The organism is Winogradskyella sp. 3972H.M.0a.05, from assembly GCF_040493455.1.
Taxonomy (GTDB): domain Bacteria; phylum Bacteroidota; class Bacteroidia; order Flavobacteriales; family Flavobacteriaceae; genus Microcosmobacter.
The window spans coordinates 140,699-162,815 of sequence record NZ_JANFDA010000005.1; the positions used below are offsets into that span (position 1 = coordinate 140,699).

At 35.8% G+C, this 22,117-nt stretch carries 23 protein-coding genes; 6 read left to right on the forward strand and 17 right to left on the reverse strand.

The features are described from left to right. Position 1 precedes the first annotated feature (1 nt). Positions 2-331, forward strand: coding sequence for a 2TM domain-containing protein (locus NCE97_RS11480; protein ID WP_353779409.1), 330 nt, complete (start codon positions 2-4; stop codon positions 329-331). A gap of 37 nt (positions 332-368) precedes the next feature. Then, a complete protein-coding gene (locus tag NCE97_RS11485; protein WP_353779410.1) occupies positions 369-1,124 on the forward strand; it encodes a LytR/AlgR family response regulator transcription factor in 756 nt (251 codons plus the stop codon). Here the strand turns inward: NCE97_RS11485 and NCE97_RS11490 are convergent. Further along, positions 1,116-1,544, reverse strand: a complete 429-nt coding sequence (locus NCE97_RS11490) for a DnaJ domain-containing protein (RefSeq protein WP_353779411.1) — start codon at positions 1,542-1,544, stop codon at positions 1,116-1,118. The genes NCE97_RS11485 and NCE97_RS11490 overlap by 9 nt on opposite strands. A 16-nt stretch (positions 1,545-1,560) precedes the next feature. After that, positions 1,561-1,704 (reverse strand): hypothetical protein, encoded by a 144-nt coding sequence (locus NCE97_RS11495; protein ID WP_353779412.1) that lies wholly within the window; start codon positions 1,702-1,704, stop codon positions 1,561-1,563. A gap of 187 nt (positions 1,705-1,891) precedes the next feature. On the opposite strand from NCE97_RS11495, the gene NCE97_RS11500 reads away from it, so the two are divergent. Next, a complete protein-coding gene (locus tag NCE97_RS11500; protein ID WP_353779413.1) occupies positions 1,892-3,496 on the forward strand; it encodes a lipocalin-like domain-containing protein in 1,605 nt (534 codons plus the stop codon). A 1-nt stretch (position 3,497) separates the two neighbouring features. Here NCE97_RS11500 and NCE97_RS11505 read toward each other — a convergent pair whose 3' ends face one another. Both NCE97_RS11505 and NCE97_RS11510 read right to left on the reverse strand, forming a co-directional pair. Next, entirely contained in the window at positions 3,498-4,673 is a 1,176-nt protein-coding gene (locus tag NCE97_RS11505) for an LETM1-related biofilm-associated protein (RefSeq protein WP_353779414.1), read from the reverse strand. Between the two features lie 72 nt (positions 4,674-4,745). Further along, positions 4,746-5,363, reverse strand: coding sequence for a superoxide dismutase family protein (locus NCE97_RS11510; RefSeq protein ID WP_353779415.1), 618 nt, complete (start codon positions 5,361-5,363; stop codon positions 4,746-4,748). A gap of 133 nt (positions 5,364-5,496) precedes the next feature. Between NCE97_RS11510 and NCE97_RS11515 the strand changes: the two genes are divergently transcribed. After that, on the forward strand, positions 5,497-6,330 hold the full coding sequence (locus NCE97_RS11515; RefSeq protein WP_353779416.1) for a universal stress protein: 834 nt from the start codon (positions 5,497-5,499) through the stop codon (positions 6,328-6,330). A 76-nt stretch (positions 6,331-6,406) separates the two neighbouring features. Here NCE97_RS11515 and NCE97_RS11520 read toward each other — a convergent pair whose 3' ends face one another. Next, a complete protein-coding gene (locus NCE97_RS11520) occupies positions 6,407-6,787 on the reverse strand; it encodes a hypothetical protein (RefSeq protein WP_353779417.1) in 381 nt (126 codons plus the stop codon). Between the two features lie 210 nt (positions 6,788-6,997). On the opposite strand from NCE97_RS11520, the gene NCE97_RS11525 reads away from it, so the two are divergent. Beyond that, on the forward strand, positions 6,998-7,405 hold the full coding sequence (locus NCE97_RS11525; RefSeq protein ID WP_353779418.1) for a hypothetical protein: 408 nt from the start codon (positions 6,998-7,000) through the stop codon (positions 7,403-7,405). On the opposite strand, the gene NCE97_RS11530 is transcribed toward NCE97_RS11525, so the two are convergent. The 10 genes from NCE97_RS11530 to NCE97_RS11575 all read right to left on the reverse strand — a co-directional run bounded on the left by NCE97_RS11530 (position 7,402) and on the right by NCE97_RS11575 (position 17,524). Continuing rightward, positions 7,402-8,229: a universal stress protein gene (locus tag NCE97_RS11530; protein ID WP_353779419.1), complete on the reverse strand. Its 828-nt coding sequence runs from the start codon at positions 8,227-8,229 to the stop codon at positions 7,402-7,404. The two genes, NCE97_RS11525 and NCE97_RS11530, sit on opposite strands and share 4 nt — an antisense overlap. Positions 8,230-8,285: 56 nt before the next feature. After that, entirely contained in the window at positions 8,286-8,705 is a 420-nt protein-coding gene (locus NCE97_RS11535; RefSeq protein WP_353779420.1) for a CBS domain-containing protein, read from the reverse strand. Positions 8,706-8,797: 92 nt separating this feature from the next. After that, entirely contained in the window at positions 8,798-9,499 is a 702-nt protein-coding gene (locus NCE97_RS11540) for a sulfite exporter TauE/SafE family protein (protein ID WP_353779421.1), read from the reverse strand. A 1-nt stretch (position 9,500) separates the two neighbouring features. Next, positions 9,501-9,947 carry a FixH family protein gene (locus NCE97_RS11545; protein WP_353779422.1) on the reverse strand — a complete coding sequence of 149 codons (447 nt, stop codon included), beginning with the start codon at positions 9,945-9,947 and terminating at the stop codon, positions 9,501-9,503. Positions 9,948-10,073: 126 nt separating this feature from the next. Then, complete coding sequence (ccoG, locus tag NCE97_RS11550; protein WP_353779423.1) at positions 10,074-11,498, reverse strand: cytochrome c oxidase accessory protein CcoG; 1,425 nt, start codon at positions 11,496-11,498, stop codon at positions 10,074-10,076. A 26-nt stretch (positions 11,499-11,524) separates the two neighbouring features. Continuing rightward, complete coding sequence (locus tag NCE97_RS11555) at positions 11,525-12,499, reverse strand: cbb3-type cytochrome c oxidase N-terminal domain-containing protein (protein WP_353779424.1); 975 nt, start codon at positions 12,497-12,499, stop codon at positions 11,525-11,527. Continuing rightward, positions 12,496-12,681 (reverse strand): CcoQ/FixQ family Cbb3-type cytochrome c oxidase assembly chaperone, encoded by a 186-nt coding sequence (locus NCE97_RS11560; protein WP_353779425.1) that lies wholly within the window; start codon positions 12,679-12,681, stop codon positions 12,496-12,498. The genes NCE97_RS11555 and NCE97_RS11560 overlap by 4 nt, the downstream gene beginning before the upstream one ends. 6 nt (positions 12,682-12,687) lie before the next feature. Continuing rightward, a complete protein-coding gene (gene ccoN / locus NCE97_RS11565; protein ID WP_353779426.1) occupies positions 12,688-14,880 on the reverse strand; it encodes a cytochrome-c oxidase, cbb3-type subunit I in 2,193 nt (730 codons plus the stop codon). Positions 14,881-14,898: 18 nt separating this feature from the next. Further along, positions 14,899-15,075 carry a cbb3-type cytochrome oxidase assembly protein CcoS gene (ccoS, locus tag NCE97_RS11570; RefSeq protein ID WP_353779427.1) on the reverse strand — a complete coding sequence of 59 codons (177 nt, stop codon included), beginning with the start codon at positions 15,073-15,075 and terminating at the stop codon, positions 14,899-14,901. A 73-nt stretch (positions 15,076-15,148) separates the two neighbouring features. After that, on the reverse strand, positions 15,149-17,524 hold the full coding sequence (locus NCE97_RS11575; protein WP_353779428.1) for a heavy metal translocating P-type ATPase: 2,376 nt from the start codon (positions 17,522-17,524) through the stop codon (positions 15,149-15,151). A gap of 108 nt (positions 17,525-17,632) precedes the next feature. Between NCE97_RS11575 and NCE97_RS11580 the strand changes: the two genes are divergently transcribed. Beyond that, positions 17,633-18,310, forward strand: coding sequence for a Crp/Fnr family transcriptional regulator (locus tag NCE97_RS11580; RefSeq protein ID WP_353779429.1), 678 nt, complete (start codon positions 17,633-17,635; stop codon positions 18,308-18,310). Positions 18,311-18,313: 3 nt separating this feature from the next. On the opposite strand, the gene NCE97_RS11585 is transcribed toward NCE97_RS11580, so the two are convergent. Together NCE97_RS11585 and NCE97_RS11590 are read right to left on the reverse strand one after the other, a co-directional pair. Further along, positions 18,314-18,802: a YdeI/OmpD-associated family protein gene (locus NCE97_RS11585; RefSeq protein ID WP_353779430.1), complete on the reverse strand. Its 489-nt coding sequence runs from the start codon at positions 18,800-18,802 to the stop codon at positions 18,314-18,316. Next, positions 18,803-22,015 carry a VPS10 domain-containing protein gene (locus NCE97_RS11590; protein WP_353779431.1) on the reverse strand — a complete coding sequence of 1,071 codons (3,213 nt, stop codon included), beginning with the start codon at positions 22,013-22,015 and terminating at the stop codon, positions 18,803-18,805. Positions 22,016-22,117: the final 102 nt, after the last annotated feature.

The window sequence follows — 22,117 nt, forward strand, 5'->3', positions numbered from 1 at the left end:
CATGGAGCAAAAGAGCGAAAATAAGCAGGATTATATAAAGGCTAAAGAAAAAGTCAAAGCCTTACAATTATTCTATATACACCTACTAGGCTATATTATTTTAATGGGGCTTCTTACCTACAATTTGTTTATTGTACAGGGCGAATATAAAACGGCTATTATCTGGTTAGATAGCTGCGTTATGGTTGGCTGGACGATCTTTATAGCTGTCCATGCCTGGAATGTTTTCAAAGGGAGGTTGCTTTTCAAAGAAAGTTGGGAAGATAGAAAGATTGACGAAATCATTAAAGAGGACCAAGAAGGAGAAGAAGAAGTGACACTTTGGGAATAATAATTAGTTTGTAAATAACCATCAAAAAGCATAATACATGAACGTTATCATCATAGAAGACGAAAAACCATCTGCAAGACGCTTACAGCGTATGCTTCAAAGATTAGAAATTAATACTGAAGTCATGCTGCATTCAGTTGAAGAATCTTTAGAATGGTTTCAAAATAATGAACATCCAGATTTGATATTCTTGGATATTCAGTTGAGTGATGGTTTGTCGTTTGAGATTTTTGAGCATGTCGAAGTAAAATCAGCAATTATTTTTACAACGGCCTATGACGAATATGCGCTTCAGGCCTTCAAACTAAATAGTATTGATTATTTATTGAAACCAATCGATGAAGACGATTTGGCTAAAGCAGTCTCTAAATACCAAGAACGATTACCCAAAGAACAATCTGTGACATTGGATTTTAATGATATAAAGAAACTATTGGTCAACCCTATTGAACGCGAATACAAAAAACGATTTTCAGTTAAAGTGGGTCAGCACCTTAAGCTTATCAATATAGATGACATAGAGTGTTTCTTTAGTGAGAATAAAGGAACTTACCTACATACAAACGAAGGTAGAAACTATCTGTTAGATACAACTTTAGAGCAATTAGAAGATGAGTTAGAACCGCATACATTCTTCAGGATTAATCGCAAATTCTTTATCAACATCAATGCGATTAGGGATATCATTAGCTATACAAATTCTAGGCTACAGATAAAACTCAATTCCTATAAAGAACAAGATGTTATCGTAGCAAGGGAGCGTGTAAAAGATTTTAAAGCGTGGTTAGAATAAATCGAATAGATCACCAATAGCATCGCCAACATCATCAAAGAGATCTCCAGCACCAAACATTCCAGGAATACTTACGTCCAAGAAAATATCTAGTAATAATAATTCTTCAAGCGCAGTAGTTCGATATTTTTTCGAAGAGGTTTTAGATTCTTCTTGCCATTCTTCATACTGCTCTTGTTGTTCAATAACCATTGGTTTATTGGTCATAGATGCTCGGAGCATTTCGTCATAAGCGCTTCGCTTTTTTGGGTCGGATAATACATTGAAGCCTTCGACCAAGTCATTGAATCGGTCTTTGGCTTCTTCGTTAGGGTTATTATCAGGGTGATATATAGCAATCTCTCTTCTGAATGCTTTTTTTATAGCATTGAGATCACTGTTTTGATCTATATTGAATATAGAATAATAGTCCTTTATCATTGACTATGGATATACTCTACATTAAAAGTAATCCAGCAGACGAGGAGATTCCTTTATCTGCATAGATTTGATACGCAACTAATAAACAAGCAGCTATCAAAACGATTTTTACCATTAACGTAAATAGTACAAGCAAGTTAGCCTTTGTAAGATATTTCATTTTTTGATTGATTAATATTGATGATCGTTAGCTAGCAACTAACTATTCAAATAGACGGAATAAATCTCTATATGTTACACTTTTTAACATTTGATTAGCCATTTTAACATTATAATCATGTGATTTGTCTTGATTTTTTGCCAAAACAAGCATAATCGTTTAGTTTTCAGGTGTAAAGCTATTAATCATGAATCGGTTACTTTTAATACTCTTAATAGGTATATTTTCATGTCCGATATTCTCTCAAGACTGGAAAGTTTACCCTTATGAACCAGCTGGGCAAGTTGCTTTTCCTGTTGATGAAGGTAGGCATACTTCAGAGCCTATAGAATGGTGGTATACTGCTGGGCATTTGTTAGGACAAACATCCGGAACTAACTATAGTTATATGTATACCTTCTTCCATTATCCTCAAGCAGGTTTTGATGGATTTAGAATTTTGAACATTACCAATGATGATACAGGAGAATTCTTCCAGGATGTATTACCATTAAACTATACGACACTCTCTACAACAGGCTTTGACGTAGAAGCCTCAGTTTTTTTAGCCGGAACAGAATATTGGAAGAATAAACTAGATGGTAGCAATCAACCAATACCTTTTGAGTATGAATTGTTTGCAGCCAATGGCACTGGAGGATTGTCTTTAGATATTGTAACTACCAAGCGACCGTTAATCTTAGGTGATGATGGTTTTTTGAATCAAGGATTAGCAAACTACACATATTACTTTTCTCAAACTAAGAACGATATTACTGGTACGCTTACATTTCAAGGTGTAACTGAAAATGTGGTCGGAACCGGTTGGATTGATAGACAATATGGTGACTTTAATCCACTTACGGGAGAAAAGTACGAGTGGTTTAGTATGCAATTATCTAATGGTATGGATATTAATCTATGGAACATCTTTACTGCAGATAGAACCATACCAGATGAAGAAGAATATAGAATTTTATCAGCTTACGTAGATGAAAGCACCCAATATACTACAGATGATTTGCAGATAGAACGCTTACAATTTTTCTGTACACCAGACGAAGTTATGTGTTATTCCAAACAGTGGCGATTAACGTCTACGACGAATCATAGCATCGATCTTACGATAAGCACATTGCATACCACAACAGAAGTACAATTACCTTTCAGATTTTTTGAAGGCGCAACTACTATTTCAGGAACCATAGATGGTCAGCCAGTTACTGGAATTGGTTTTGCTGAGCTGTTGCATGCTTACGAAGACCCAGACATTGAGATAACAAGTCCAGCAGGAGGAGTTTATGATACATCTGTTCCTATTAGTTGGCAATTGAATAACCCAGATGAAGGACGACCAGTTTATTATGATTTGGAATATAGTATAGATAACCAGGCAAACTTTTTGCCAATAGTGTCAGATATCACAGATACTAATTATTTATGGAGCAATCCACCAATATCTAATAATGATGAGGTTTGGTTTAGGATTACAGCCCATTCTATCGATGGGACTTTGACATCAACCATTACTAGCGATTCTGCTTCATCAGCTACTCTGTCTGTTTCTAATTCTGAAGTTTTTCAAATTCAACTACATCCGAATCCTGTTGATGAAAAATTAAATCTTTTGCTGTCAGATGCAGTTGCTAATGGAGAATATCAGATTTTTGATATTGAAGGTAGAGTAGTTAGTGAATCAGTATTCAACGATACTAGTTTAAGCCTGAATGTATCCCATCTCAATTCAGGATTATATTTTATCAGAATAGTATCAGATAGAGGAGTGCTTACAGAAAAATTTATCAAGCGATAATTTAATCGTCTTCAATTCTATTATCGTCAAAAGCTGAAGGTAATAGCTTAGGGATAAACTTAATAAACAAAGGCAATAATATCATACCTCCAGGTAACATGAAAATCGCCAAACTCGGTATGGATTTAAAAATATCGAGCAATTGATTTTGGATCTGCTTTTGTTCTTCGTCAGTGAGCTTACGTGTTGTTGACTGCGTTAAAAGCACCATTACTTCTTTACTTTCTTTGAGCTCCTTGAGCAAACGCTTACTATTTCGCTTTATGAGTTTGTTTACCAGTTTACTGGAATTATCATAAAAACTTTGCACAAGATTCTTAGAATTCAAAAATGCAATCTTGTCTTTATTATTGTTATAAAACCAATTGATGTCATCAACAGAACTGGTAATGATATTGTCGTCGAGACTCAAATCAGTTTTTATTTGATTCAAAAACTCTAGTTCTTTTTTATCAATCACTTTATCACTCCAAGAAGCCATGCAAACAATATCAATGATGTATTGTTTTTCGAGATTAGAATTTATGTAGCCAATAACATCATCATATTCCAAAAGGTCATTATTGTGGAAACGTAGCGAAGACTCAAAAAGTTTTAAGAGGCTTTGGTCATACTCGGTCTTAGTAGGCTTAGATTCAAAAACTTTAAAAACAATAACCTCAATAGCAGTTTCAACATCTTGGATATAATCTTTTGTGATATTACCAGTTTTCAAAAACTTGTTATAGGCCAGAACATCTACAAAAAGTAAGGCATTAATTATAAAATGATTAAAGCTTTTTGTCAGAAGATTATCATCAATATGAACACGCTTATGAATGATTTTTTCTAGCAACCCAGATGATTTTCGCTGTCCAATTAACTCTTCAATAAAAGAGGTTTTGGTTTCATTAATTGCTCTATAAAAGTCTATAAGAGAATAGATGAAATTAGTTTTAGAATTCTGTCTGCTGAAGACATAATAATGTGCCAAAACTAAATTGACTTTGCAAAGTTCTTCGTCGGTAAGATCATTAATACTTATTGAAGATTCTATAGTCGCTACATTACTGCCGTAGATGAATCCAGATTCTTTTAAAGAATGATAAAATGTAGCATTATCATTATCAAGATAATTGTGATTATCATTGATATGCTTCATCAATTTTTTTACCCAACCTGACGCCGAAGGATTCATGCAATTAATTTGATATAAAAATAAAAAAGCTACTCAAAAAGTAGCTTCTTTGAATGTTATTTTAATTAAAAGTTATTCTATAATTCCACCGCAGCTTACTCTACTACCCGCTGCTCCAGAAGGTTGTGAAGTAAAATCATCTGCGCCTTGGTGTACAATAATGGCTTTACCTAATATATCCTTTGCAGGATCGCCACAGCCAATACACCATTCTTGAGTTTTGAAATCTATGGTGCCATTACCATTGGCATCAGCGACAAAATTTCCAATATCACCTTTATGGTAACCCTTTGCATCTCCCCATTTACCATGAGGCTGACCAGTTGGATTCCAATGGCCTCCTGTAGATTTTCCATCATCCGAAGAGCAATCTGCTTTTTCATGTATGTGGATAGCATGTTCACCTTCAGACAATCCACTCATTACAGCAATCATACTCACAACACCTTTATCTTGTTTGATAACGACATTGCCAGTTGCAGTACTTCCACTTTTAGAGTCCAATGCTATTCTTAGTTTTTTTACTTCATCACTATAGGTGGCTGGTTGAGAGGTCTTGTTGGTATCTTCCTCTTTTACGTCAACAACTTCTTCAGTCTTAACATCTGTAGCGTCTTCTTTTTTATCTTTTTTACAACTGTAAAAGGAGATAAGGCAAAGCACCATTATTAGTGTAGAAATTTTTTTCATGATGTCGGTTTTTAATTTTTATGAAAGTTAAGTAGATATTTTTCCATAAACAAATTAGAGATATGACATATATCATATTTTATGATTTGGAGCTATTGTAGTTTTGAAAAGTATTAGTTTAATTTTTTGACCAATGAAAAAAATAATCGTACCCATAGATTTTTCGGAACATTCTGAATATGCCTTAGAAACAGCAGCAAATATTGCTAAAAAGCATAATGCGCAAATCTTGGCATTGCACATGCTCGAAATTTCTGAAACCTATCTCACAAAAGGTCATCTGGACCTTAATGCTGAAACAGCTTTCTTTTTGAAACGTGCCGAACAAAAATTTGATGAAGCACTAAGCAAGCCATTTTTAGAGGGAATTACCATAACTCCAATCATTAAGCACTTTAGAGTATTTAGTGAAGTTAATGATATTGCAGAAGAGCATGATGCTGATTTGGTGGTAATGGGGTCGCATGGAGCAAGTGGACTGAAAGAAATGTTCATTGGGTCTAATACAGAGAAAGTAGTACGACATTCAGAAATTCCAGTGCTAATCGTAAAACACAGTCCAATACTTACCGATTTTGAAACCGTTGTATTTGCTTGTGATTTTTCTGAAGATTCTATTGCGTCATATCAAAAAGCCAATGCTTTATTCGACAAGTTTGGAGCTACATTGAATATTGTCTATGTCAACTTACCAGATAATAGATTCTTGAGTTCTTCAGAAATGGAACAACGCGTGGCTAATTTCTTTAAGTCAGCAAATGGAAACCTAGACAAAATGAAGGATGTATCGTATGTCTGTGATTATTCGATAGAAAAAGGAATTCTCAATTATGCTAATGTGATCGGTGCAGATTTAATCGCGGTAGCAACTCATGGTAGAAAAGGATTGGCACATTTCTTTGAAGGGAGCATTTCAGAAGATATTGCTAACCATTCGACATTGCCAGTGATGACATTCAAAATATAAATTCAAGTTCTTGATTTTTTAGTTAGTTACATTTTATGGTCAAGAAGAAAAGAGCTAGACATTGTTTAGCTCTTTTTTAATTTTTGAAAGCTAAACTTAGCTTAGCAATAAGGACTAACTCAGATTTGTTGACATTATTTACTGAGCGTGCTAAGATGCCAGAAACTTTCAAGATTAAAGATTTGAGTTCTTCCGTGAATAAAGGTTTATTTTTCTCTATAAATGTGATAAAACTATCAAAAGATGCTTCAGCATTTGCGTCATCTAGATACAGCTTGTTGTATGAATCTAGTATTAATTCATGATTAATATTCTCCCCAAAAACCTCTTTTTTAATAATGTTTTTAAAGGTGTTGTACTCTTCTGGTCTAATGATGCCATCGGCAGCTGTAATAGCATAAAATAGTTTGCCTATATGACTGTGCAAAGCATGTATTTGTTGATTATTCTCCTTCATTAGTTTTTATGAAAAACGAGTAATAAAGTTATAGCCTTATTAATGAAATTCCCATGATATATGTCATAGTATTTGTTGAAGCGTTGAGGTAATTTAGGATAAGTAATTACCAAAAGGCTTTATGATATAGGTAAAGTATCGATGACTTTGTAAGTGTATTGATTTTAGGTATATGGCTATAGATTAAAGCCTTTTATAAAATGTAGTATCATGAAAAAAACAGGAATTTGGATGGATCAGGATAGGGCTTTTATAGTAAGTCTTATTAACGATAAAGAGATTGTGAAAACGTTTTCTTCAGGGATTGAACACTTTAATGTTCATGGAGGATCTGGCACAAAATTTAAAGGAGGGCCACAAGATGTAGTCCAGGATAGTAAATATTTGGAGCGAGAGAAGCATCAATTCAGAAATTATTTTAAATCTTTAATTCCAGAACTGATTGATTGCGATAAACTTGTCTTATTTGGACCTGCGGATACTGTAAATAAGTTTTCAAAAACCTTAGAAGAAAATTATAGAGATTTATTTAAACGCTTGCTCGGAGTTCATAAAACAGATAGCATGACGGACAACCAAATGCGAGCTTGGGTAAGAGATTTTTACAATCATAATTAATCATTGTGCAATACAAGCATTGGCAATTTTAATGAATTACTAAGTTTGGTAACTGCAGAACCAGAGAACAGGCGATCGAAGAACCCTTCATCCTTTACTAATATAACAGCTACGTCGATGTTTTTGAGTTGTATAAAACTATTAACAGCATAGTGCAACGGAACATCGTTGATGATAAAATAATCATACTTTAAATCCTCTAAATTAGATCTGTCGAAGAGCTTGAATTCTGGATGTTCTTTGCCATCAGGATTAACCCTAAGTACTTTAAAATCTAGGTTATAAGCTTGTAAGAATTGCTTAAGACGATTTATAGAACTACCATGAACAGTATCTTTAGTGTTCAAGGGAAGCAATGCCGTTTTTGGAGCTTTGTATTTGTAGTTTTCAGGAATAACCAAAGTATTACAATGTACATTTCTAACTACATTTAGCGTGTTACTTCCAAAAATTACTTCTTTAGCGCCAGTTTTGCCATTAGTTCCCATAATGACTAACTCTATGCTTTTCGATGTTACAACTTGATTTACAGCATCAGTAAAATCATCAAAATCTACAATGGTTTCAAAGGTGTAATTAGAGTTTTTGAATGAGTTTTTCAGGCTATTTACTAATCTTACTAACTTCTCTTTAGGAGCTTTAACAATTGAGTCGTATATATTACTTTCAGAAGACATCATAAGATCATCCGAAGTGAAAGTTCCCATTTTATGGACATGCATTACATGAAATTGGCAAGGCTCGCCTTTAAAGAATTCAAGAGCATAATTAATAGCATTTCTTGAATTGTCTGAGAAATCGGTTAATAATAGAATTTGTTTCATGATTTCAGTATTTTAAAGGAGCTGCTTAAAACATTAAACAGCTCCTGGATTTTTGTTTAAAACTGGTCTAGTAAATAGTTGATAAGATCTGTTGTCGTCACAATACCTGTTAGTGTACCATTGTCTACCACAGGCAATGCATGAAACTCTTCTTTGGCCAAAATTTCTGCAACTTCTTTTATTGTAGTATCCGACGATACAGTGGTCACATTTTTAGTCATTACTTGGTCTATTGTAAACATATTGTAGACCACAGTATCGACTTCATTGGTATCTTCGTTGACCGCATCAGCAAAGCTTATTCTAAGCAAATCCGTATAGCTTAGCATACCAATAATAACATCTCCAGATACTACAGGGATATGTCTTATATGGTGTTGTTTAAACAATCGTTCTGCTGTATCAAGATCATCAGTACGGTTAATAGCGATAATATTCTTGGTCATAATTGTTGAAACTGGCATTCTTTTTTTCATGATGTTTAGTTTTAAAATGATACTTAAAGTTAGTTCAGTATACACTCAGAAACTATGATAAATGTCAGTGTTCACAAGGTTTTTAAAGCTTGTTAATGACAATTCATTTGAGAAGAAACCACATCGTTAATTTCAGTAGGAGAGAGGTAAGGAATTCCAAGCCCTAAACCACGAACAATAAATAAAACTCCAATAATAATAACCATAACAGGGATAAGCTTCTGTATTTGCTTTTTTCTCTTTGGTGTGAAAAGCTTACCGATAAAAATCGCTGCAGTCATCAAAGGAACAGTTCCTAATCCGAATAAGAACATAAACACAGCACCATGCAATATATCTGCAGTTCCTATAGCTCCAAAGACTGCCATGTAAACCAAACCACAAGGCAATAATCCATTTAAAAAACCAATGGAGAAGAAAGCAGATAAAGTTCGCTTCTTTAATGTGCTACCCAATGCGGATTTTATTCGAGATACAAAAAGATATAAAGGTTTAGATAACGTATTATGTCTAAAGCGACTGTAAGGGAGAATAACTATAACAATCATTAAAACACCAATGGCAATGGACAGTTGTTGCTGAAAACCAAAAAGCGTCAGGCTTCTGCCAATTAATCCAAATAAGACACCTATACCAGAATATGCTAACAGTCTACCTAGATGGTATGTGGAAATCTGAGAAGCTCGTTTTCCAGAGTTGTTTCTATCTACAGGAAGCATAAAGGCTATTGGGCCACACATACCAATGCAGTGTAGACTACCTAATAAACCGAGTATGAAACCTGCCCAAATCATTTTAGTAGATAATTTCTTTTTTAAACAGATAGGATTTGCCTTGATATTCCCAGTCAACAGAAATGTTCCATCGACCACCCAATAAGCGTTTGTCAGGTATGAGCAAATTGTGGTCAGACAGTGAAATGGGAGTTTCAAAGTCAAACTGCTTATTAGATGGCCTGTATAGGAACACATTTCCTTTAATTAAATTAGGTTGAAGCGTTTTAGGAAATGTAATCAGGATCCCGTTTTCTGTTTTTTCCCAGGTAACCTGTTCGGTCAATGCCTTGGCATTTTTTTCTTTGTCAATACTTTGTTGGTATTCGAGCTCAGCTTTATAGTAGTTTTCATTAACCAAGTCATGATCATATTTATCATTGGTATTCATGTTTATGACGAAGTACATAATAAAGGCTATAAACCCTATAAAAGCTAGTACGATTCCTGTTCCCCAATTTAGTTTCATAATGTTTTATTTTTTCTGTCATTCAGAGCGTAGCGAAGAATCTAAATTTTTATAGACAGAAGATTCTTCAGTCGTTATACTCCTTCTGAATGACAATTGTTATATAATCCAACTACACATTGCATATCATCGATAGCTTCTAGGTCCTAAAAAGCGAACCGTAGTCGTTTCAATAATGTTGTTATTGCTAATGACTTCAATCATTAATTTATTCTTGTCTCCACTAAGCTCACTCTGCGGAATTTCAATAAACAATGTGCCTTCTGCTAAGTCTTGAGCTGGGACGTTAATCTTGTTTTCTGTAGAAACAATCTTTATTGTTCCTTTATATTTTCTAAGCCTAAACGTTACATCATCGATCTCGTTAGTGGTTTTATTAATGAGTTTGTAGGTAAACACATTACTAATAATGTTATCATCCTTGTGTTCATACAATTGCCCAGGGAGTCTTAGTATTCTGGCCTCAACATCGTTTCGTAATGCAAGCATTCCCGATAATACTCCTGTAAGAATAATAAGCACAGCAATGTAACCCTTCATTCTAGCGGTGAGCTTAAACTTTTGTTTCTTCTCAATATTGGCCTCACTTGCATAGCGTATCAATCCCTTCGGTAGATTTATACTTTCCATAATATGGTCGCATTCATCAATACAAGCGGTACAATTGACGCATTCTAGTTGCGTGCCGTTTCTAATGTCGATTCCCGTAGGGCAAACATGAACGCATTGCAAACAATCTATACAGTCGCCATGACCAAGTGCCTGACGGTCTTCATTTTTTCTAAACTTTTTGCGACCATTATCGCCTTCACCACGTTTATGGTCATATGCCACAACAATAGATTGATTGTCTAGCAAAACGCCTTGTAACCTTCCGTAAGGACAAGCTATAATACATACTTGCTCACGAAACCATGCAAATACAAAATAGAATACAGCTGTAAAAATGATGAGCGGTATAAGAGTACCCAAATGCTTAAAAGGGCCATCAATAATGTATTGCAGTAGCTTATCGCTGCCTATTAAATAGGCTAGAAATACATTAGCGATTAAAAACGAGATGATTAGAAATATAAACCACTTTAAGAGGCGTTTCCTTATCTTCTCGCCATCCCATTTTTGTCTGTCTAGCTTTCTCTGTTTATTTCTATCGCCATCGATCCAATATTCTATTCTCCTAAAAACCATTTCCATAAATATGGTTTGTGGACAAATCCAACCGCAAAAAATACGACCAAACCCAACTGTAAATAATGTCACGAAAATGACACCAATGATCATGGAGATTACGACCAGATGAAAATCTTGTGGCCAAAAAGGGAATCCAAAAATATTGAATCGTCTTTCTAAGACATTGAATAGTAAAAACTGATTGCCATTAATTTTGATAAAAGGGGAAGCAAATAAAAACGCTAATAAAAAGTAGCTGACCAATTTTCGTTTGTCATAATACTTCCCTTTAGGCTTTTTAGGAAACACCCAAGCACGTTTGCCTTTATTGTCAATAGTGCCAATAGAGTCGCGAAATATTTCATTTTCTGGTGTCTCCATAGCTTAGGATTCTGTGTATATCCTTTTTAGTTATTTACTGAAGTAGAATCAGTTTCGATTGTATTTACATCGTCTTCGGTAACCTGTTCTTCAGTTACCTCGCCTTCTGTGTCTTTATCACTTTCTGGCGTCCAGATAATATCACCTTCAGGAGCTTTTGGCTCAGCAGGAGTAGTACCCTGAAATTGTAACAGATAACTTGCTACTTGAGCAATTTCTGAGGGTTTAAGATTCTGTTTCCAGGCAATCATACCCTTACCATCTCTACCACCTTCAGAAATGGTTTTGAAAATGTTCTTAATTCCACCACCCAAAATCCAATACTCATCAGTTAGGTTAGGGCCAATTCCTCCGCCACCATCAGCTTTATGGCAAGCAATACAGTTAATGTCAAATATCTTTTTTCCGGCACTCAAATCTCCAGCATCTGTTAATAGTTCAACAGTGTTAAAATCCACCAAATCTTTAGCCGTTTTCTTGTATTCTTCTATAGCAATCTTGGCTTCAGCATATTCGATTTCCAGTTCTTCATATTGATTTTCGCCATTAAAAATGTGATACTTTGCCATGTACACAAAACCAAAAATTATAGTGGCATAGAAACCATATAACCACCAAGGAGGAAGCGCATTATCCAATTCTCTAATGCCATCGTAGTTATGGTCTAGAATAATTTCATGCTCTTCTTCAATAGGCTTAGCTTTTAAAAGCTTTTTGTAGGTGCTTTTTACCCAAAGCCAGAGTTTTAAAGGTTTTTCTCGTTCTGCAATAAAACGTGCTTTTGCATCTTCGTCTAAACTCTGAAACAGTACATTTTCCATACCGCTAACTATCGCTTCAATAGCTATGAGAATACATAGTACTAAGATTAAGAATAGCAATACTGTTGGCTGTTCTATAAATGCTAGCTTCTCGCCAGAATCGATAAAATATTCTGTAAGCCCTGCAATGGTAAAGAATACTACAGGAACTCGTATCCAAGATGGGATTTTGTGTCTCATAGTTTAGTTTGATTTTGGTTGTCTAAAGGCATGTTGCTCATCAACTTGATATAGTCTTTTTTGGCAGTGAAAACCCACCAGAATAAAGCGACGAAGAAGATGAAAAATATAAGCAATGAGATCATAGGGTAGATTTCTATCCCAGTGATACTTTCCATATGGTTTTTTACAAATTTTAGCATGACAAATTAGTTTTCTGGTGTTACTGCTTCTCCAAGGTCTTTAACCTTAATATCTGTTCCCAATCGTTGTAGATACGCAATCAGGGCAACGATTTCACGATTTCTCATCTCAACAAACTCTGCACCTCCAGCTTTTTTATCTGCTTCATAAGTTTTAGCAAAATCTGGATCTGTATACAGGTTTTCTTCAATTTGAGTCCCTTGCTCTAACATACTTTGCTGAGCATTGGTAATATCTTCTTCAGTATAAGGCACACCAAGTTTTACCATGGTTCTCATTTTGGCTTCGGTCTGAGACTTATCAAGTTCATCTCTAATCAACCATTGGTATGCAGGCATTATAGAACCAGATGAGGTACTTTGTGGATCGTACATGTGGTTGAGGTGCCAATTATCTGAATATTTTCCGCCGATTCGATGAAGGTCTGGTCCTGTACGTTTACTTCCCCAAAGGAATGGATGATCATATACAAATTCTCCAGCTTTGGAATATTCACCATAGCGTTCTACTTCGTCTCTAAAAGGTCTAATCATTTGAGAGTGACAAGACACACAGCCCTCACGTATGTAGAGGTCTCTTCCTTCTAGCTCTAAAGCGGTATACGGTTTCACATTTTCTATGGTTGGTACATTCGATTTTACCATTATTGTTGGTACAATCTGAATGATACCACCAATTAGTACAGTTACAGTAGCTAAGATGGTTAACTGAACAGGTTTACGTTCTAACCAATTGTGGAATGTTTCACCAGCAATACGTCTTTTTGAGACACGTTGAAGCGCAGGAGCTTCAGCCAATTCGTCTGTCACTTTGCTTCCAGATCTTATAGTCTTATAAATGTTGTAGACCATAACAAACATACCAAGGATGTAAAGTGAACCACCAATAGCACGCATCCAGTACATCGGAATGATTTCTGTAACAGTTTCTAAGAAATTCCCATAAACTAAGGTTCCATCAGGATTAAACTGTTTCCACATAGCCCATTGAGTGAACCCAGCAACATACATTGGTAGTGCATATAGTATAATACCTAAAGTACCTATCCAGAAATGGAAGTTTGCCAAACCTTTAGAAAAGAGATCTGTCTTAAATAGCTTCGGAATTAACCAATACGCCATCCCGAAGGTTAAGAAGCCATTCCATGCTAAGGCACCAACATGAACGTGGGCTATAATCCAATCCGTGTAATGAGCCATAGCATTGACGGTCTTTATGGATAGCATAGGGCCTTCGAAAGTTGCCATACCATAACCAGTAATCGCAACAACCATAAACTTTAAAACTGGACTTGTACGAACTTTGTCCCAGGCACCTCTTAAGGTCAATAACCCATTTATCATACCTCCCCAAGATGGAGCGATAAGCATGACAGAGAATGCTACACCTAAGTTTTGTGCCCATTCTGGTAAAGCAGTATATAATAGGTGATGAGGACCAGCCCAGATATAAATGAATATCAATGACCAGAAGTGAACAATTGAGAGCCTATATGAATAAATTGGTCTATTAGCAGCTTTGGGTACAAAGTAATACATCAATCCTAAGAAAGGTGTAGTTAAGAAGAATGCCACCGCATTATGTCCGTACCACCATTGTACCAAGGCATCTTGAACACCTGCATATACTGAGTAACTCTTAAGACCATTGACCGGTAATTCTAAGCTATTGAAAATATGAAGTACAGCGACAGTTATAAACGTTGCCAAATAAAACCAAACAGCAACATACATGTGACGTTGGCGACGTTTTAATATGGTCCAAATCATGTTGATACCAAAAACGACCCATACTACAGCTATAGCAATGTCTATAGGCCATTCGAGTTCGGCATATTCCTTTGAGGTTGTATATCCTAGAGGTAAGGTGATGGCTGCGGCTACAATAATTAATTGCCAACCCCAAAAGTTAATGTTACTCAATAAGTCACTGGCCATACGTGTTTTGAGTAATCGCTGTAGCGAGTAATAAATACCAGCAAACATTGCATTACCCACAAAGGCAAAAATGACAGCATTGGTATGTAATGGTCGCAATCGACCAAAACTTAACCAAGAAATACCATCAGTGAGGTTAGGGAATAGGAACATAAACGCCAGGAGCAGTCCTACAGTCATTCCTACAATACCAAAGACTACTGTGGCATAAAGGAATTTTTTTACGATTTTATTATCATAATAGAATTGTTGTACTTCCATAATAGCTGTTTCGAATGATTATTCGTTTATTGTTGGTTTCTGTTTGTCTTTAATGATTTCATCCTCAAAAAGCATGCGCACCGAAGGTGTATAACTATCGTCATACTGTCCTCGCTTAACCGCATATATAAAGGCTATGAAAAAGATTATGGCAACCACGATACTGGCACCTAGTAAAATATATATAACGCTCATACCTATTGAAGTTATGGGTCAAAATTACCTTGACGCCTATTGATAAAAAATGACATTTGTCATGTTTGGTTAATTATTTCAATTTTCTTCCTATCCAATTTGTAGTAATCGTTGTGAACACTACAATACTGATCGAACTCAAAGGCATCAGTATAGCTGCAATGACGGGGGATAACTGTCCTGTTACTGCAAAGTATAAGCCTATTGCGTTGTAAAAAAAGGAGAGTAAAAAACTCCATCGAATAATGTTTATTGCAGATTTTGAAGCTTTGATATAGTTGTAAATCTCATTGAACTTTGTGGCATCGAGAATCGCATCACAAGCCGGAGAAAACACATTGACATTTTCCGAAATGGCGATACCAACATCACTCTGCGCTAAAGCTCCAGCATCATTGAGTCCATCACCAATCATGAGGACTTTTGAACCTTCATGTTGATGATGTTTTATGTATTCTAATTTGTCTTCTGGTTTTTGATTGAAAAGCAATTTGGTTTTTGAAGGCAATAACTTTTGAAGGTTTTCCTTTTCACTTTCATTATCACCTGAAAGAATAGCCAAATCGAAATTAGACTTTAGGCTATTGAACAATTTTGAAACTCCTTTTCTATAGCTATTGCTAAATGTAAATTTCCCTTTGTAAGTGTTATTACTGTTGACATGAACTGCAGTTGTAAGTACATTGTCATTTTCAGTTTGTCCAACAAAATTCGCCGATCCAATCCTCATTATATTGGAACCCGAAGCACCTTCAAGCCCTTTTCCTAAGTGTTCTTCGAAGCGATCGAGTGAAATGATATTATGTTCATCTAGAATATCATATAATGTTCTACTCAATGGATGGTTAGAGCCACGAAGCGTATTCTTTAATAATTCTTCTTCTGAATTAGTAAGTGGCTCTCCATAGTATGTTGCTTTACTGGAATTACTGGACGTTAGTGTTCCTGTTTTATCAAATATTACTGTATTGACATGAGCCAATTGCTCTATTACCGAAGCATTTTTTGCATAAAACTTAAGCTTGCCAAAGATGCGCAACATGTTTCCAAAGGTGAATGGAGCAGCCAAAGCAATAGCGCATGGACAGGCGATAATTAGTACAGCTGTAAACACATTCATGGCTTTGCTAGCATCGTAAAACAACCAAAAGACTGTAGCGATTACTGCAATGCTTAGCACAGTAATGGTAAAGTGTTTACTTATTGAATTGGTAAGAGTTGTAAAGCGTTCTTCTTTATTTTTTTTGAATATGTCATTGCTCCAAAGTTGGGTCAAATAACTTTGCTCTACAGATTGTAAGGCTTCAATTTCTATACTACCTCTGGTTTGTTTTCCGCCAGCAAATAATTTGTCTCCAGAGGTTTTGCTAATGGCATTAAATTCACCTGTGACAAAACTATAATCTATAGACGCATTACCCTTAATTAAAATAGCATCTACCGGGATGAGTTCTTCATTCCTGATGAGTAATCGATCTCCTTTTTTGATGTCATAAACCTGAAGCGGAGTTTCAGAACCATCTGTATTGATTTTAGTAACAGCAATAGGGAAGTAGCTTTTGTAATCGCGTTCAAAAGACAAAAAATTGTAGGTTTTTTGCTGAAAGAATTTCCCTAGCAATAAAAAGAATACCAGTCCTGAAAGGCTATCGAAAAAACCAGTGCCTAGATCGAAAATAATCTCAACCGTACTCCTTATGAATAATACAGCTATGCCCAAGGCTATGGGAACATCTATATTGAGTAATCCTGATTTCAAACCTTTGTAGGCAGATATGAAATAATCTTTGGCTGCATAAAACACAACAGGTAGAGAAAACGTAAACATTAACCACCTGAATAAATGTTTGTACTGCTCTAGCCAGAATTCGCCAACTTCAAAATACTCTGGGAACGATAAGAACATAATATTCCCAAAGGCAAATCCTGCTATACCAAGTTTGTAGATTAGGCTTCTGTTGATATGCTTCTGACTAGACCCATAATCTTCCAAACTGATATAAGGCTCGTAACCAATACTACTGAGTAGCGTTACTATTGCTTTTAAGTTAATTTCATTTGAATGGTATGAAACTCTCACAGTTTTCTTCCCAAAGTTGACCTGGGAATCTGTTATATGGGGGTTGAGCTTGTTTAAGTTTTCTAGTATCCAAATGCAGGAACTACAGTGAATATGTGGAATATAAAGTGTTGCGATTTGCAGATTGCCATCATCAAACTCTATCAGTTTTTCAACAATAGCATCATCTTCAAGAAAATCGTATTTACCTGAAATCTCCTTTGGAACTGCACCAGGAGAAGATTGTAAATCGTAATAACAGGTTAGTTCGTTTTCAGAAAAAATCTCATAAACGGTTTTACAACCATTACAGCAAAATGCTTTGTCATCCAAAAAAATTGGATGCTTGCCACAAGAATCGCCACAGTGGAAACAATCTAGTTGTTCCATAATAATTTGCTCATTAATACCTGTGACAAAGGTTATATTTTGAGCAATTTTAAAATATGATATTTGTCATACTTTGAGTATTTTTACATTAGCTAATTTATCAAGGACATGGGCAAGTGCGAACAGTGCATTATTAGGCAGTTTAACACTCTAAGAGCATTAACCAAAGAGGAACTTATTAGAATTTCTGGATGCAAAACTGACCGCATTGTAAAGAAAGGTGAAGTTTTATTTAGAGAAGGAGAGACTATCAATGGTGTCTTTTGTATTAAAGATGGTATTTGTAAAGTGTCCAAATTGAGCGAAAATGGTCGTGATCAGATTGTGAAATTGATTACTAAAGGTGATTTACTGGGTCAACGCTCTTTAGTTAGTGATGAATCAGCCAATCTTACCGCTGTAGCTTTGGACCAAATGGAAGTATGTTTTATTCCCAAACATGAAATTATCTCTGATCTTAAGAAGAACCCAAATTTTACTATGGAAGTCCTTAAGGATATGGCTAAAGATCTAAAAGAAGCAGATGATTTCATAGTAGATATGGCACAGAAATCTGTAAAACAAAGATTAGCAGAAACATTGTTGTATCTGAATGATAACTTTGATGTTGATGATAATGGGTATTTGAGTCTGACACTGTCTAGGGAAGACTATGCGAATATCGTTGGAACAGCTACGGAATCTGCGATACGTATCTTATCCCAATTCAAAAAAGAAGGTTTTATTTCTACGTCTGGCAAACAGATAAAGATTGAAGATGTCAGAGGATTGCGACAGGTAGTTTAATCTTCAAAAAGATTTGAAAAAATCCATCGTATTTGTAACACCTCTCTTAAGATTTTCAATAACTAATAATGCTTTGTCTACTCTCGTTTGTGGAGTTTTGTATCTTAGAATAGCATATATAATGGTGCGTTGTTTACCAGGAGTTAGGTTTTCGAAAATCTGATAGCCTTCATAATCACTCATGAGAACAGCTTCCAATTCTTCAGGCATTTCTACGCCATATTTACTTTGGTCTTCAAATAGTTGAAGTTGAAAATAATCGTTAGGAAACACACCCAGTTTTTTCTGATTGTCTTTCCCAAACATAATAGAAAACGAACCGTCTTTTCGTCTGTTTAGAGCAGCATGAAATTCAATCGTGTTCCCTTCAAAAGTGGCTTTAATTTTTACTCTGGTTTTACCTCCAGAATAGAACAATTTACCTATATCCTCTGGAATAGGTAAACTGTGTATGCCTTTTATTGTAGTTTCAAATATGTTGCTTTCTTTCACTTAGTCTATTGAAAATGTTTTAATGTCTTTGAATTCTGAAAGATTAATGGTTTTGACCTTATTTTCATATGGTTTCCAAACATCGTTAAAGAATGTATTAGTTTTATTTAGAGCATCTTGAAGCGCATCTTTAGCCTGTTTTATAAGTCTGTGCTCAGTCGAAGTTAAACCATTCTTGCGAGAACCAACATAAGAAGCAGCCGTTCCCAAACGTCTGTTTACGTTCATCTCTGGATTTCGTGTAATACCTTGGCGCTTGTCCTCTTTTCCTAAGTAAATTGCAATGGTTTCATTAATTTGCTTTATGATGTCTTTTGAAGATTTTATCTCTTCTTTATAAGCTTCTTTATCTAACTTCTTGAGTGCTTTCTGATACTTCTCGGCAATCTGTTTGCTTTCTACGAGTTGTTTCACTGCATCTGCTGCAGTTTGGCGCATGCGTTCTATGTCTTTTAAACCATTATATACTTGATTGATACTAGCCTGAGACACATTTAACCTAGGATCTGATTCTACAGTAATCATCTGCTCTGAGGTTTGATCACCAAAATGCAATACCACTTTGTAAGTTCCAGGCTTTACGGAAACACCGCCGGGTTCTCTTGTGCGTTTTCTGATGGTTCTCGATGGTCTGTCGCCGCCTTTTTCATTCATAAACCAGCGCCATTTATAGATTCGAGTACTATCTGGAGCTTTACGTTTTAGAGTTCTTATAAGCCTGTCACCATCATAGATATTCATGGTCAAAGAATCCCACTTGACTTTGTTTTCAATTTTTTCGGTATTGTCTTCTTTTTTACCTTTTTCCTCTTCCTTTTTCTTATCATTTTTAGGTTCAACCTGAACATAATAAGCTAAGTGCGCACCAGATGCTCTATTTTCACCATTATAAAGAGCATCACCTCCAAAACGACTTCCAGTAGGTTGCTGATAAGCGGCTTGATACGCTGTTGCAGGTTTAAATAATTGAAGTTTTTTATTCAATAAAGATTTGTTTTTTGCTAAAGCTCTTAAAGGTCTAATGTCGTCCAAAACCCAGGCAGCTCTACCAAACGTGCCTATTACTAGATCGTGCTCTCTAGGTTGGATTACTAAATCTTTTACTGATGTAGTAGGGAAACCAGCTGTCCATTTAGTCCACTTATTCCCTGCATCTATCGAGATGTACAAACCATCATCTGTGCCCAGAAATAGTAGATTCGGTTCAATAAGATCCTCAACGATTGCAAGCGTATAGCTTTCGGTGTCATTAGCATCGACGATACGTTCCCATGTTTTTCCGTAATCCTTAGTTCTATAGGCATAAGGTGTATAATTGAATCGTCTGTAATCATTCGCAATTAAAAGCGCTTCGCCTTTATTTTTGTTTGAAGCCTTTATCTGAGGAATCCAACTTCCAGCAGGAAGCCCTTTAATATTTTCTGTGACTTCTGTATAGGTATTACCTCCATCCTGAGTATAATGTACACGACCATCATCTGTACTTACCCAAAACATATCTTTCTCTAGTGTAGAAGGTTCTATAACCAGAATCGTACAGTGATTTTCTGCTCCTGTAGCGTCCATCGTTAAACCACCACTTTCGTGTTGTTTTAACTTTTCAGGATCATTTGTAGTTAGGTCTGGTGAGATGACTGTCCAAGTTTCTCCTTTATCTGTAGACTTGTGTACAAATTGACTTCCGAAGTAAATGGTATTATTATCAAAAGGATCAATGTTGATAGCAGCATTCCAATTGAAACGTAATCTCACATCAGGGTCTGGATGCGTAGGGCGCACACTATAATTATTACCAGTTTGCCAATCATAACGACTTACAAAACCTTGTTGACTCATAGACCAACCATAACGTGAGTCGTCTCTATCTGGTACCACATCGAAACCATCACCAAAGCTTATTTCTTGCCAGTAACTATTTCTTATCCCTTGAGCACGCCATACATAAGCTGGACCTCTCCAGGATCCATTATCTTGCATACCTCCATAAACATTATACGGAAACTCATTATCTACAGCAATGTGATAAAATTGGGCTACAGGCAAGTTTCCGATAAAACGCCATGTTTTGCCACCATCTTTGGTAATATTCAAACCACCATCGTTACCATCAATCATAAATTGCCCATTTTCAGGATGAATCCACCAAGCATGATGGTCTGGATGCACACCATTGCTCACACCATAGGCAGGCATTAGTTGTTTGAAACTTTTTCCTCCGTCTTCAGACACATTTACATACGTGTAGATACTGTAAAGTCTGTTCTCGTTTTCGGGATCTACATATATTTCAGAATAATAAAAAGGTCTATTTCCAATTCCTGAAGTACCACTCTTATCATTAACTTTTTTCCACTTAAAGCCACCATCTTCACTTTTATATAGAGCATTCTTTTTGGCTTCAATAATAGCATAGACAATATTTGGATTATTCGCAGCTATGGCTACTCCTATACGACCAAGTTCACCTTTTGGCAAACCATCCTTTTCAGTGAGTTTCTTCCATGTTTTTCCACCATCATGTGTAATATGTAATCCTGAGCCTTCACCACCAGATTTAAAGAACCAAGGATCGCGCTTATGTTCCCAAAGGGCAGCTATAAGTTTATTGGGATTGGTTGGATCCATAATAAGGTCACCAACTCCAGTTTTATTATTAGCGAATAATATCTTGTTCCATGTTTTTCCGCCATCTGTAGTTTTAAACACACCACGTTCTGGATGAACTCCCCAAGGTGACCCAATAGCACCAACATACACAACATCTGGGTTTGTAGGGTCGATAATAATTCTATGTATGTGTCGTGTTTTTTCTAATCCCATAGATTGCCAGGAGCGACCACCATCTAATGAGCGATATACACCATAACCACCATTGAGACTATTCCTTGGATTGCCTTCACCTGTGCCTACCCAAATTACACTTGGGTTTGACTGTTGAATGGCCACTGCTCCGATGGATGCAGTAACTTCCTTATCGAATATAGGATCCCAAGTGATGCCACCAGAGTTAGATTTCCATAAACCTCCAGAAGCAGTTCCAACATACATTATATCGGGATTATTAAGAACAACGTCAATTGCTGTTACACGGCCAGACATACCACCAGGTCCAATATTCCTTGGTGCCATGTTTTTAACTAAGTCCATCGAAAACTCTTGTGCAGACAGAAGTGTGAAGCCTATAAAGGCAATCACAGAAAGGTATTTTCTCATTATTTATTATAAGGTTAGTTAAGAAGACACTAAAGGTAACGAAAACAAAATTGTCATTTCTAAAATAGATGTTAATGCTGTTATTACAATTTTAAAAAGCCG